Genomic DNA, 12,095 nt, shown 5'->3' on the forward strand with positions numbered 1-12,095 from the left:
TTATTTTTGTGAAGTAAATGAATGAAGCTTAATGGCGTCCCAGCAGCATTGTTCCAATTCAGTCCTTAAATCCATGTCCATCTCTATATCACCCGTTTGGACAAGCTGATATATCTTGAGAAACGCCCCTAACACAATCGCAATTAACACGTTTGAGGGCAGGCTGCGAATTACACCTTCCGCTTTTCCCTTATTAAAATAGTCATCAAGCATTTGAGTCAGATTTTCTATCATTTTTCTGCTTGTGGCATTTAAGTAATGAGCGTCTTTCTTCGTTTCAAGAAAGAAAAGCGCATAGTCGCTCTCTTTTGTAAATTGAATGAGACAGCAAAATACATGGTGAAAGCCTTCTCTGACACTCAATTCCGAAAAGTCTTGTTTCAGCTTTTCCATAAAGCGCTGAATGCTTTCTTGAAACAATACGTTGACGAGTGTTTCTTTGCTGTCAAAATAGCGGTAGATCGTTCCTGTACCCACATGGGCTCGTTCAGCTATCATTGGGATAGTGGTAGCGTCAAATCCCCTCTCTGTAAATAGTGAAACCGACGCTTTCATAATCATGTCGTATTTACTGCTGGATGCGGATAACATGGAATGTTAGTACCTCCGATCGTTGCGGAATGAATATTCATTCCTTTTGTTCATAATGAATATCTGACCTGTCTGATATCACCTCTTTACCCTTTCTTATGATATCAGTTTATATGAAAAAAACTTTTTTTAATATAAAGTATATGCAAAAAATAAAAAATTAAGAAAATATACCCAATCCCCAAAATAAAGGCTCTGGATATATTTCCCGAGAAATGATTTTATTTAACAGCCACAATGCAAAGACAGGAATCACGCCTGATGATAGAAAGATCCCTGAAATGCTGATCTTCCAGCAGTTGAATATACATGTTCTCTTTCTCACCGGTATTTGTATCAATATTGATGTAAAATTGGCCGTCAATTTGAAGCACACGGTAAATTTCCCTTAATGCAAGCCTAATATCAGTGCAGCTCTGAACCGTATGTAAGGAAAACACTTTATTAAAGGTACGGTCATCAAAGGGAATGTTCTCGGGATAGCCATGAAAAATCTCCCCTTTCCCCATGTTCTTTCGATTTGCGAGTGATATTTGCCTTACCTTTCGCTTTGAAGGGTCAATGCTTTTTAAGCTTCCCTTTTCTAGTTTCTCGGTTATGTTCTTAAAAACAGTGGCATTTCCGATTCCAATTTCTAAAATTCTGTCATTTTCTTGTATGTCTATAGAGTCAATCATCATATGCTCAATTGTTTTGGTTTGCTTATATTTCCGAGAAAATAATTTAAAAAGATTCAATTGTTTATAGAGTCTATTTTCTAGCATTTTAAACACCTGCTTTTGGTTTCCTACGTTTATTTATTATATTCGAAAAATAAACCTCATCTTCATTTCCAAATGGGAATGAAGATATCAACTAGACGGCAATGTGTTTAAAAATGTTTCAATAGAACTGAACTTTTTCATTTTTTCCCGCAAAAAAAGCAGAAAACAAATGTTTTCTGCCCTCTTTCTAGCGCCAATGATAAGGGAATACATACAACCTTTGCTGCTGCATGGCCATCAGCCTCTGCTGGCGGAATGGATTTCCATAACCATGTTTGAAGGAATGCGGCATGGACGCATAACCATGGCCAATCGACGGCAGCCTTTTCTGATAATCGTTCATCATGCCATCACCTGCCTTACCGTAACGTTGATTTATCATATGCAGGCAGACATTTTCTTGACAGCTGTTTCGCTAAACTTGGTCCTTCTCCATCGTATAATGCATCAATAATTCCATTCTAAGCATATGTCATCTCCCCCTTCAGTTTTTCATTGCTTTTTAGCGCCAGTTTGTTAAATAAAGATGCTTTAACTGAGACTCTTTCATTTCATCATAAATCTGCTCAATCTGCTGTTCTCGTTCGAATTCTTCCGGGTTTTTAAACCGTTTGTTAATCGTTAACGTTAAAAAGAATAGGTTAATCGTCATATCGCTCACCCCCTTTCAAAGTCCGCTTCAAGCGAAATAACCCGCGGCATCATTTCTTCTGCCGCGGGCAAATAAAAACCGCAGACAAAAGAAGACACCAAACCAATGCCTCTACTGCCTGCGGGGAGTTGCGTATGTCCGTCTATTCCGAATTTAATGCGTGCGATAAGCATCGGTTAAGGAAGGACACGAACTCTTCCACAGGCTGAATGAACCATGAATTTTTTCTTGTGTATCACGTACAGGTTGACGTCGTTGTCTCATTGTCATTTTGTTCAGCCTCCTTTGCTTTTTTCTTCCTTTGTAAGTATATCCACCAAATTCCATTTTGTAAACATCTTTTTCTAAAAATGGACTGAATTTGTACGTTTCCTCGAGTGGATTTGCCCTTTATTCATGATACCTGCTTCATTTCTTTTCTGGAGCAGTCTTTCTTATGATATCCAATAAAATAAATGAGACCGACAAACACCGCTCCGCCGATGACATTGCCGATAAAAGCCGGAATGATGTTTCCGATAAACTGCCCCCACGTGAACGAGCCAGCAAAAATGGCAGCGGGAATCACAAACATGTTGGCGACAACGTGCTGAAATCCGATTGCAACAAAAGCCATAATGGGGAACCAGATGCCAAGGATTTTCCCTGCTCCGTCTTGGGCGCCGAAAGAAAGCCACACCGCAAGACATACAAGCCAGTTACAGCCGATGCCGGAAATGAGAACCTTGCCGAAGCTCATATCAAGCTTTCCTTGCGCAACGGCGATCGTTTTTTCTAAATAAGGACCTGTTTCAGTCAACCCAACCAAATGCCCGAAAAAGTAGGCAACAAACAATGCGCCGATTAGGTTCATAATCGTGACGATTCCCCAGTTAACCGCCAATTCTTTTACTGATATTTTTCTCGAAAATAAGGCCATCGCAACGGACATCATATTTCCTGTGATCAATTCAGCGCCAGCGAGCACCACAAGGATCAGACCAACAGGAAATACAGCAGCCCCGATAAGGCTGGAAAGGCTTCCCCATTCTTTCGGCAGGTCGCCGATTACCCTGATATCAAGCAAGTACCCGAGCGCGATAAATGCGCCGCCTAAAAACCCCAATACAAGCAGAGACGGCAGCGGAAGCTTTACTTTTTTCATCCCTGCTTCAATTGCTGCATCCGCTATTTCATCCGGTTTTCGAAAAGCCATACTAAAACCCTCCATTATTTCTTCTTTTCTCACAGTTATGGCAGAAAGGCAATAAAAAAAGGCAGCACTCAAATGACCTGTGTCAACCAGGCGTTTGAATGCTGCCTAACTTGTATGCATACCCATACAACAATATCAAGCAGAATTTAAGATATTGAAAGAGAATATATACAGTTCGTGCATACATTCCATTGCTTTTGCCTTCTATAACTGTAGCCACATCATATCAAATGTGACAAATTTGTGTCAATGACAAATGTGCTAGCTTTGCAGGGCTTCTTTTTGATCATCTATTTTTTGGTCAAAGACAAACACAGATACAGCGATATTTTCCTCAATTTTTATATCAGAAAACAAATGGACTAGCTTAGCCCCAATCAGCTCTTCCATTCCCTCCGGCGTTTGTTTGGAATAAAGGTCTTGAATCAGGCTTGTCCGGGCCGCATGTACCATTTCTCTTCCTTCAGGTGTGCGGGCGATAAACTGCTCGCTTGCACTCAGATTTCCGTATAGTGTTGAGACTGCCATGTTTTCTACAAATACAGTATGAATTCGTTCAGGCCCTTTGCCGAATAATTCTTTACGAAGTTTTCGAATGATATCATTGAACTCATGAATTTTTTTAGACATGCTGATTACCCCTTCCGATATGGCCTCGTAAGGCTTTTCCCGGTTCCCCTCAGGACATTTCACTTGGTTAAAATTTTCCTGCTATATTGTATTATAATAAATATCACTTTATAATAAAAGCAGTGTTGATGGATTTGTAATAGGATTTTGTTATAAGTCTATCGTTTTATAAAAATCAAGGATTGGTCTGTTAGTAAGACTTGCTAGTGAACTATTCCGCCATGTGTGTTTACACCTTCTTAGCGTTAAGGACAGGTGTATCTATACATGGCTTTTTTTGACTTCTTGAAAGAAAGATGGAGGGATATATGAATATGATGGACGTTACGTCGATCAGTGTCCGTGTAGACGGAAACGAAATTCAAGCACGAGCAGGGGCCACAATTTTAGATATTTTAAATGAAAACGGGATTGAGTACCCACAGATTTGCCACGTTCCAGAGGTTGACCCGCTTCAAACTTGTGATACTTGCATTGTAGAGGCAAACGGCAAGCTGGTTCGTTCATGTTCTACTGTCGTGGAAAATGGAATGTCAATTGACCTTTCGGGAAATCGGGTGAAAGAGGCGCAAACCGAAGCGATGGACCGCCTTCTTGAAAATCATTTGCTGTATTGTACGGTTTGCGATAACAACAATGGGAACTGTACGCTGCATAACACAGCGGAAATGATGGGGATCGAGCATCAAAAATATCCATACACGCCAAAAGAAGATCCGTCTTGCGCGATTGATATGTCTCATCCGTTTTACCGCTATGATCCAAACCAATGTATCGCCTGCGGCCAATGCGTTGAGGTATGTCAAAACCTTCAGGTAAATGAAACCCTCTCAATCGACTGGGAACGCGAACGTCCTCGCGTGATTTGGGATGAGGGAGTTTCGATCAATGAATCTTCTTGTGTCAGCTGCGGCCAGTGTGTCACCGTATGCCCATGTAATGCGCTGATGGAAAAATCAATGCTCGGGCAGGCTGGCTTTATGACAGGCATCAAAGAGGATGTCATGGAACCGATGATTGATCTCGTAAAAAACGTTGAACCCGATTACGGCAGCATTTTTGCCATTTCTGAAGTCGAAGCGGCTATGCGTGACACGAGAACGAAAAAAACAAAAACGGTATGTACGTTCTGCGGTGTGGGATGTTCTTTTGAAGTATGGACAAAAGGACGGGATATTTTAAAGATCCAGCCTGTTTCCGATGCTCCGGTTAATGCGATTTCTACATGTGTCAAAGGAAAATTCGGCTGGGACTTCGTCAATTCTGAAGAGCGGATCACAAAGCCTTTAATCCGTAAAAACGGGGCTTTTGTTGAATCTTCTTGGGAAGAAGCCCTCGATCTTGTCGCAAGCAGATTAGGATCAATTAAGGAGCAGTTCGGCAAAGGTTCTGTCGGATTTATTTCTTCTTCTAAGATTACGAATGAAGAAAACTATGTTATTCAAAAATTAGCGCGTCAGGTATTTGAAACAAACAACGTCGATAACTGCTCACGCTACTGCCAGTCTCCTGCTACAGACGGATTGTTCCGCACTGTCGGGATGGGCGGTGACGCCGGCACGATTAAAGATATTGCCAAAGCCGGTCTTGTCATCATTGTCGGCGCCAATCCGGCGGAAGGGCATCCGGTGCTTGCAACACGTGTCAAACGGGCGCATAAGCTCCACGGTCAAAAACTGATCGTTGCCGACCTGCGTAAAAATGAGATGGCGGAGCGGTCTGACCTGTTCATCAGCCCTAAACAAGGTACAGACCAAGTTTGGCTGATGGCTGTAACAAAATATATGATCGATCAAGGATGGCACGATCAGGCGTTTATTAATGATAACGTGAATTACTTTGAAGATTATAAAGAAACACTTCAAACCTATACACTTGATTACGCGGAACGCATTACAGGCCTTTCAAAAGAAAACATGATTGAAATGGCGGAAATGATTCGTGACGCTGATGGCACTTGTGTCCTTTGGGGAATGGGTGTCACACAAAATACAGGCGGTTCTGATACATCAGCAGCGATTTCAAACCTGCTTCTCGCTACGGGCAACTATCGCCGTCCTGGTGCCGGCGCGTATCCTCTGCGCGGACACAATAACGTACAAGGCGCTTGCGATATGGGAACACTGCCTGGCTGGCTGCCGGGGTATCAGCATATTACTGATGACAAAGCCCGCGCTAAATTTGAAGAAGCTTACGGTGTCGAAATTGAAGGAAAACCTGGTTTAGATAATATTCAAATGCTTCATTCCATTGAAGAAGGAAAAATGAAGGCGATGTATCTTGTCGGTGAAGATATGGCGCTTGTCGATTCAAACGCGAACCATGTGCATGATATTTTATCAAGCCTTGATTTCTTCGTGGTTCAGGACATCTTCCTGTCAAGAACAGCGCAATATGCCGATGTCGTCTTGCCTGCCACTCCTTCACTTGAAAAAGACGGGACATTTACCAATACAGAACGCCGCGTGCAGCGATTGTATCAGGCGCTTCCGACACTTGGTGACGCAAAACCGGACTGGTGGATTATTCAAGAGGTGGCAAACCGCTTAGGAGCAAACTGGAATTACAGCCATCCAAGTGACATTTTCTCAGAAATGGCGAGCCTTTCTCCTCTGTTTGGGAAAGCAAGCTATGAGGTGCTTGAAGACTGGAACAGCTTCCTATGGGGCAGCTTTACAGGTGAAAGCACACCGCTTCTGTATGAAGACGGATTTAATTTCCCTGACAAAAAAGCCCGCTTTGCACTTTCTGATTGGACTGAGCCAGCGGCATTTCCGGAAGAATATGACCTTCATATCAATAATGGCCGGATGCTGGAGCATTTCCATGAAGGAAACATGACAAATAAATCAAAAGGCATCCAAGCAAAAGTGCCGAATGTATTCGTTGAAATCTCGCCTGAGCTTGCACAGGAGCGAGGTGTTTGTGACGGTTCGCTTGTCCGGCTCGTTTCTCCGTTCGGAGCAGTCAAATTAAACGCGCTGATCACAGACCGGGTACGGAAAAATGAACTCTATCTGCCGATGAACTCAACCGACAAGGAGTCAGCGATTAACTTCTTGACAGGGCCTGCGGCTGATAAACGCACGAACACGCCTGCTTATAAACAGACGAAGGTACGCATGGAAGTGCTGGGAGGCTGCGAAAGCACACCGCTTCCTAAAACAAATCCGCGTAACAAGAAACGGAACCCGCAAAACGGCGTCGAGGCAGAAAGAAAATGGAATCGTCCGGGCTATGTTCATCTAACTGATTAAACGAAAGGGGGAAACAAAATGGCTACTCCGATTACAACGATCAAAAAAGAAACAAAAACACCGGAGCAAATCAAGCTTGAAAAAATTGAGGAGCTGAAAGGGCTGCTGGCGGAAAATGAAGATGCTGTCTCGAAAACGATGACGTTAATGAGTGAACTGAATGAACTTGGAATCTTTGATGCGGCAGCAAGTATGCTGAGGGCGAAGGAAGACATCGCCAAGATTGCGCTTGGCCAAGTCTCGCGTGAGCCTGTCACCAACCTCATCAACACGATGATGGCCGCTGGAGGCGCATTGACAAAAGCAGATCCTGAGTTTACAGGAAAACTTTTAGAAAGCGTAATGGCTGGAACTGAACAGGCGCAAAGCTTTTTAAAAGAAGACAAGAAAGTCGGGATTTTCGACCTTTTAAAAGCAATGAATGATCCTGATATCAACAGAGCCGTCGGCTTCGGCCTTCAGTTTTTAAAAGGCATGGGAAAAGAACTGCAAGAAAAATAACAAAAAACAGCCATCGCTGATTGATGGCTGTTTTTTTATTCGTCGGCTTCTTCCAAACGCTTCTTGTAAATTAATGAACGATCTACGCAAAAGAAGGCACCGGCTAAAAATACGCAATCCGCTAAAAGCATCATCGATTTTTGGCCTAAGGTTAAGCCTTGATCGGGGAGAACTGCGCCTATATATAAAAAAGTGCTGACTGCAAGCAACGTAAAAGCAAAATGCTTGTAATCTTCTTTTAAAGATTTCATTCTATTTTTATTCAAATGAATCACCTGCCAGATTCGTAGTATACGACTATTATAATATAATCTGGCGGCTTACAGAGAAAGTAATTGTATCCATTTGTTATATATTTTTAAGCGCTTGCTCAATATCTTCCAGCAAATCTTCTGCATCTTCAATTCCTACAGAAATTCTGATTAAGCCATCCGTAATACCGAGTTCAAGCCGGCGTTCTCTCGGAATAGAGGCATGTGTCATTCTTGCCGGAACAGAAATTAAGCTTTCTACCGCGCCGAGGCTTTCAGCAATGGTAAACAATTTCAGATTTCCTAAAAATGCATCAACCTTCTCTTCACTGCCGATATCAAAAGAGATCATGCCGCCGAAGCCAGACCCTTGCGTTTTTGCAAGCTCATGTCCGGGATGATTTGAAGAACCAGGATAATATAACGTTTGGACAGCAGGGTGATTCTCAAGAAAACTCGCGATTTTCCGCGCATTTTGATCGATCGCTTCCATTCTGAGACCCAATGTTTTGATTCCTCTCATTAACAGCCAGGAATCTTGAGGGCCAAGAACGCCGCCTGTGGAGTTTTGCACAAAATGCAGCTCTTCCCCAAGCTCTTTCGATGCGGTCACAACTAAACCGCCGACGACGTCACTGTGTCCGCCAAGATATTTTGTCGCACTGTGAAGCACGATATCAGCCCCTAAAGTAAGCGGCTGCTGAAAATAAGGGGTGTTAAAGGTATTGTCTACGATAAGAAGTACACCGGCTTTTTTTGCGATATCAGCCATGAGCGACAAGTCGGTGATTTTGAGCAGCGGGTTTGTCGGTGTCTCAATATAAATGGCTTTTGTGTTAGGACGAATCGCTTTTTCAACTTCTTCTCCGCTGCTTGTATCGACAAATGTTGATTCAATGCCAAGACGATTGAGCACCTTTGTCATCACGCGGTATGTTCCGCCGTACACATCATCAGTTAAAACAACATGATCTCCGCTGTTAAACAGCATCATAACCGCTGTAATGGCAGCCATTCCTGAACTGAACGCATAGCCTGCTTCCCCGCCTTCCAGCTCTGTCACAAGCGCTTCGAGAGCGGCCCTTGTCGGATTGGCCGTTCTTGAATACTCATAGCCGGTATGCTGCCCTGCTTTTGGCTGCTTGTACGTACTCACTTGATAAATAGGCACGGACACTGCGCCTGTTTTCTCATCACCTGTGATTCCGCCGTGTATCATCAAAGTTTTTTTCTTCATATCAGATGCCTCCTTCGTAAATTTGTTTGCTGATATATCGATCACTGCTGTCAGGGAATACCGTGACAATGTTTGTTCCTGCGGATGCTTTTTTCGCTTCCTCCAATGCTGCATAAAGCGCTGCACCTGAAGAGCTACCGATCAGCAGTCCTTCTTTTTCCGCCGCTTCTTTTACAAGTCTAAACGCATTCTCATCTGTTACGGTGTAGATCTCATCAAAATGGCTTTTATTCATATAATCGGGGATAAACTCCATGCCGATGCCTTCTGTTTTATGAGCGTGAGGCTCTCCTCCGTTTAAAATGGAGCCCTCCGGTTCGACAATCACTGTTTTAACTGCTGGGTTTTTTTCTTTTAAGAAGAAAGCTGTTCCTGCGAATGTGCCTCCTGATCCTGCCCCTGCGACAAACGTATGAATATTGCCGTCAAGCGCTTCCCAAATTTCAGGCCCAAGCGTTTTATAGTAAGTCGATGGATTTACTTGGTTTTTAAATTGCAAAACGCAATAAGAATTTTCAATTTCAGTCTCCAGCTGAATGGCTTTTTGAATGGCTCCCTGCATTCCGTCTTGACGCGGTGTATGGATGATCGATGCGCCAAGCGCTTGCATAATTTGCTGTTTCTCTGTGCTGAAATGTTCAGGGACACAGAAAATTGCTTGTAATCCATATTTTCTGGCACTCAGCGCAAGGCCGATTCCTGTATTTCCTGCCGTAGCTTCTATAATCACTCCGCCGGGCTTTACTTTGCCCGAATCCAAAGCGTCACGGATCAGCATATCTCCCAGTCTGTCTTTGATGCTTCCGCCGGGATTCATCATTTCAAGCTTGGCATACACTGCGACCCCGTCTGGAACATCAAAGTTCTTCAGGCGGAGAAGCGGTGTATTCCCAATCAGCTCGGTAATGTCCGTAATAACAGTCATATATGTCCTCCTCCTTGATAGAGGTTGTTTTTAGGGAAAACGGAGGAGAACTCTCCCCCGTTTAATGAATTCGTTTGATCACTTTTAACACAAGCTCTGTGGAATTGACAGCGGCCTGCTCTAAAAATTGGTCAAATGATACATGTGATTCTTTTCCAGCGATATCAGATAAAGCTCTGATGACGACAAACGGCGTTTTAAATTGATGACACACCTGAGCCACTGCCGCAGCCTCCATTTCAACCGCATACAGCTCAGAAAATCTCGCACGCACTTCTTCAACCCGCTTCGGATCGTTCATAAAAGAATCACCTGTTGCGATCGTTCCTTTTGCAACCTGAATGCCGTCAAGTTCAGAAATCGCTTCTTCAGTGATGCTGATCAGCTTTTCGTCTGCTGCATAAGCAGCCGGAAGACCCGGAACCTGGCCGTATTCATAGTCAAAGGCCGTTACATCTACATCATGATGGCGAACGTCAGTTGAAATGACGACATCTCCTACATTCAGTGTATGATGAAATCCGCCCGCTGAGCCTGTGTTAATCACATAATTGGGCTTATATCGGTCAAGCAAAAGCGTTGTGCTGATGGCAGCATTTACTTTTCCAATTCCAGATTTTAAAAGAATCACTTCGGTTCCTTCATATTCACCTGTTGTAAATTCACAGTGTGCGATTGTTTCTGTTTTTGCATTTTCAAGTTTGCTTCTTAGGATGGTAACTTCCTCTTCCATTGCTCCGATGACTGCTAGTTTCATCTATTCACATTCCCTTCACTTTACCGTTTGATCGCCTCCATTATCCACACGAAGTCGTTTTGCTGAGTGAATTGGACTGCAAAACCTTCAGCTGTAAACATCTCTTTCAGCGCATCCAATGTGGGATAATGCTCTGTCTCTAAATCATTTGCAAGCTGATAGAAGCCTTGAGAACGGGCTTTATCGATAGCCTGTTGATACGCTTGCGCATCTTTAAAGACGGTATCGGCAAACACTATTTTATCATGCAAGTGAAGGTATTTGCCATATTGCTTTATTGCAGCCCGCTTTTCTTCATCGGTCAAATGATGAAAAGCATATGAACTGACAATTGTGTCAGCATGAAATGGCGGCTCGGGAAATGTCAGGAAGTCTCCGTCAACGAATTCCGCCCTGCCTGAAAGCTTGTCAGAAGCCAATTTTCGCATGGCGGGAGACGGTTCGATTCCAAATACAGATTTGCCCGCATCCAGCAGCTTGGCTGTCAAATTCCCTGTCCCCGGGCCAAATTCTAACACATGTGTTCCAGACCTGCTGACGATGGCATCAAGGATATCATCGTAGCCTCTGAATGCTTCTTTATACTGAATATCAAAACCTTGTACTGTTTGATCATAAGTTGCTGCCCAATCTTCAAAAAGAGGGATAAATTCACGTCCCATATTTGTCACACTCCATATTTTATAATTCCTATAAGCATACTATGAATTAATGATGGAACAGTTCCTATCATACCACATCTTCTGAAAAGGAGGTACTAAAACACTTTGTGTATTTTATGCCAACGATATTGCGCGTTTACGGCAAAAAAGCTTATACTTCATATGACTTGTGAAAGTAGGAGGGCCGAGAGATGAATTTTCAATTAGATTTGATAAAAGACAAAGTGGAATTTTTCGAAGCGGCTTCATTGCAGGAGCTTGAAAAGAAAATCAATACACAAATTGAAAACAATAAAGCCATCATGCTCCGGGTGAAGTCTGTTTCACACCAGACCGCTGTGGCAGACGGTAGAATATTGTACAGCGCGGTTGTTCATTTCGCAGCTGAAGCCTAAAACAAACGCAGCCGGCTCTAAACCGGCTGTTCACCGTGTCGACAAACCCTCGCATTCGTTGTCAGGCCTGCGCGTCGATGCTCACTTGAGAAAAGATCAGCGGCTAAAAGCTGAGCGTCCTGCTCAAACGCCGCTGTCACCGCATCCTGCGGAAGTCTGCTTCGATGCTCGTCCTTCCTAGACTTCAAGGGTTTTCAATCACGCTGAAAAAATGACAAAAAGCTAAAATGAACACCATTTTAGCTTTTTGTCAACAATCTGAGCAGCCGGCTCTAGAC

15 protein-coding genes are annotated in these 12,095 nt (G+C 43.3%); 3 read left to right on the plus strand and 12 right to left on the minus strand.

Going from position 1 to position 12,095, the window contains the following annotated elements:
- From fatR to V6D44_RS13785, 6 genes are all read right to left on the minus strand, one after another.
- Complete coding sequence (gene fatR / locus V6D44_RS13760; RefSeq protein ID WP_087992246.1) at positions 1 to 591, minus strand: transcriptional regulator FatR; 591 nt, start codon at positions 589 to 591, stop codon at positions 1 to 3.
- A gap of 221 nt (positions 592 to 812) precedes the next feature.
- Positions 813 to 1,355 (minus strand): class I SAM-dependent methyltransferase, encoded by a 543-nt coding sequence (locus V6D44_RS13765; protein WP_087992247.1) that lies wholly within the window; start codon positions 1,353 to 1,355, stop codon positions 813 to 815.
- A 187-nt stretch (positions 1,356 to 1,542) separates the two neighbouring features.
- Positions 1,543 to 1,701: a hypothetical protein gene (locus V6D44_RS13770; protein WP_333516589.1), complete on the minus strand. Its 159-nt coding sequence runs from the start codon at positions 1,699 to 1,701 to the stop codon at positions 1,543 to 1,545.
- A gap of 156 nt (positions 1,702 to 1,857) precedes the next feature.
- Entirely contained in the window at positions 1,858 to 2,007 is a 150-nt protein-coding gene (locus V6D44_RS13775; protein ID WP_087992248.1) for a YrzI family small protein, read from the minus strand.
- Between the two features lie 394 nt (positions 2,008 to 2,401).
- Positions 2,402 to 3,202, minus strand: a complete 801-nt coding sequence (locus V6D44_RS13780) for a formate/nitrite transporter family protein (protein ID WP_253268447.1) — start codon at positions 3,200 to 3,202, stop codon at positions 2,402 to 2,404.
- Positions 3,203 to 3,463: 261 nt separating this feature from the next.
- Positions 3,464 to 3,832, minus strand: a complete 369-nt coding sequence (locus V6D44_RS13785) for a DUF2294 domain-containing protein (RefSeq protein WP_024714924.1) — start codon at positions 3,830 to 3,832, stop codon at positions 3,464 to 3,466.
- Positions 3,833 to 4,146: 314 nt separating this feature from the next.
- Here V6D44_RS13785 and fdhF point away from each other — a divergent pair, with 314 nt between their 5' ends.
- Entirely contained in the window at positions 4,147 to 7,089 is a 2,943-nt protein-coding gene (gene fdhF, locus V6D44_RS13790; RefSeq protein ID WP_333516677.1) for a formate dehydrogenase subunit alpha, read from the plus strand.
- A gap of 18 nt (positions 7,090 to 7,107) precedes the next feature.
- Positions 7,108 to 7,590 (plus strand): DUF1641 domain-containing protein, encoded by a 483-nt coding sequence (locus V6D44_RS13795; RefSeq protein ID WP_202327089.1) that lies wholly within the window; start codon positions 7,108 to 7,110, stop codon positions 7,588 to 7,590.
- 35 nt (positions 7,591 to 7,625) lie between these two features.
- Here V6D44_RS13795 and V6D44_RS13800 read toward each other — a convergent pair whose 3' ends face one another.
- From V6D44_RS13800 to V6D44_RS13820, 5 genes are all read right to left on the minus strand, one after another.
- Positions 7,626 to 7,856 carry a YrhC family protein gene (locus tag V6D44_RS13800; RefSeq protein ID WP_087992250.1) on the minus strand — a complete coding sequence of 77 codons (231 nt, stop codon included), beginning with the start codon at positions 7,854 to 7,856 and terminating at the stop codon, positions 7,626 to 7,628.
- A gap of 82 nt (positions 7,857 to 7,938) precedes the next feature.
- The gene (locus V6D44_RS13805) at positions 7,939 to 9,078 is read right to left on the minus strand and encodes a bifunctional cystathionine gamma-lyase/homocysteine desulfhydrase (RefSeq protein WP_202327088.1); all 1,140 of its coding nucleotides are present in this window, start codon (positions 9,076 to 9,078) and stop codon (positions 7,939 to 7,941) included.
- 1 nt (position 9,079) lies between these two features.
- Complete coding sequence (locus V6D44_RS13810) at positions 9,080 to 10,003, minus strand: O-acetylserine dependent cystathionine beta-synthase (protein ID WP_087992252.1); 924 nt, start codon at positions 10,001 to 10,003, stop codon at positions 9,080 to 9,082.
- A gap of 61 nt (positions 10,004 to 10,064) precedes the next feature.
- Positions 10,065 to 10,760 carry a 5'-methylthioadenosine/S-adenosylhomocysteine nucleosidase gene (mtnN, locus tag V6D44_RS13815; RefSeq protein WP_087992253.1) on the minus strand — a complete coding sequence of 232 codons (696 nt, stop codon included), beginning with the start codon at positions 10,758 to 10,760 and terminating at the stop codon, positions 10,065 to 10,067.
- Between the two features lie 20 nt (positions 10,761 to 10,780).
- Positions 10,781 to 11,422, minus strand: coding sequence for a class I SAM-dependent DNA methyltransferase (locus V6D44_RS13820; RefSeq protein WP_075748112.1), 642 nt, complete (start codon positions 11,420 to 11,422; stop codon positions 10,781 to 10,783).
- Between the two features lie 191 nt (positions 11,423 to 11,613).
- Between V6D44_RS13820 and V6D44_RS13825 the strand changes: the two genes are divergently transcribed.
- Positions 11,614 to 11,817 carry a YrzA family protein gene (locus V6D44_RS13825; RefSeq protein ID WP_003225924.1) on the plus strand — a complete coding sequence of 68 codons (204 nt, stop codon included), beginning with the start codon at positions 11,614 to 11,616 and terminating at the stop codon, positions 11,815 to 11,817.
- Positions 11,818 to 11,834: 17 nt separating this feature from the next.
- On the opposite strand, the gene V6D44_RS13830 is transcribed toward V6D44_RS13825, so the two are convergent.
- On the minus strand, positions 11,835 to 12,005 hold the full coding sequence (locus V6D44_RS13830; protein WP_202327085.1) for a hypothetical protein: 171 nt from the start codon (positions 12,003 to 12,005) through the stop codon (positions 11,835 to 11,837).
- Positions 12,006 to 12,095 lie beyond the last annotated feature (90 nt).

This window comes from Bacillus sp. 0209A, assembly GCF_036765095.1.
Lineage (GTDB): Bacteria > Bacillota > Bacilli > Bacillales > Bacillaceae > Bacillus > Bacillus subtilis_G.

Coding starts and splice junctions, on each gene's coding strand:
- V6D44_RS13820 (WP_075748112.1), bottom strand. CDS start 11,422: ATGGGACGTGAATTTATCCCTCTTTTTGAAGATTGGGCAGCAACTTAT.
- V6D44_RS13770 (WP_333516589.1), bottom strand. CDS start 1,701: ATGATGAACGATTATCAGAAAAGGCTGCCGTCGATTGGCCATGGTTAT.
- mtnN (WP_087992253.1), bottom strand. CDS start 10,760: ATGAAACTAGCAGTCATCGGAGCAATGGAAGAGGAAGTTACCATCCTA.
- V6D44_RS13805 (WP_202327088.1), bottom strand. CDS start 9,078: ATGAAGAAAAAAACTTTGATGATACACGGCGGAATCACAGGTGATGAG.
- V6D44_RS13785 (WP_024714924.1), bottom strand. CDS start 3,832: ATGTCTAAAAAAATTCATGAGTTCAATGATATCATTCGAAAACTTCGT.
- V6D44_RS13825 (WP_003225924.1), top strand. CDS start 11,614: ATGAATTTTCAATTAGATTTGATAAAAGACAAAGTGGAATTTTTCGAA.
- V6D44_RS13795 (WP_202327089.1), top strand. CDS start 7,108: ATGGCTACTCCGATTACAACGATCAAAAAAGAAACAAAAACACCGGAG.
- V6D44_RS13810 (WP_087992252.1), bottom strand. CDS start 10,003: ATGACTGTTATTACGGACATTACCGAGCTGATTGGGAATACACCGCTT.
- V6D44_RS13775 (WP_087992248.1), bottom strand. CDS start 2,007: ATGACGATTAACCTATTCTTTTTAACGTTAACGATTAACAAACGGTTT.
- fatR (WP_087992246.1), bottom strand. CDS start 591: ATGTTATCCGCATCCAGCAGTAAATACGACATGATTATGAAAGCGTCG.
- fdhF (WP_333516677.1), top strand. CDS start 4,147: ATGATGGACGTTACGTCGATCAGTGTCCGTGTAGACGGAAACGAAATT.
- V6D44_RS13780 (WP_253268447.1), bottom strand. CDS start 3,202: ATGGCTTTTCGAAAACCGGATGAAATAGCGGATGCAGCAATTGAAGCA.
- V6D44_RS13765 (WP_087992247.1), bottom strand. CDS start 1,355: ATGCTAGAAAATAGACTCTATAAACAATTGAATCTTTTTAAATTATTT.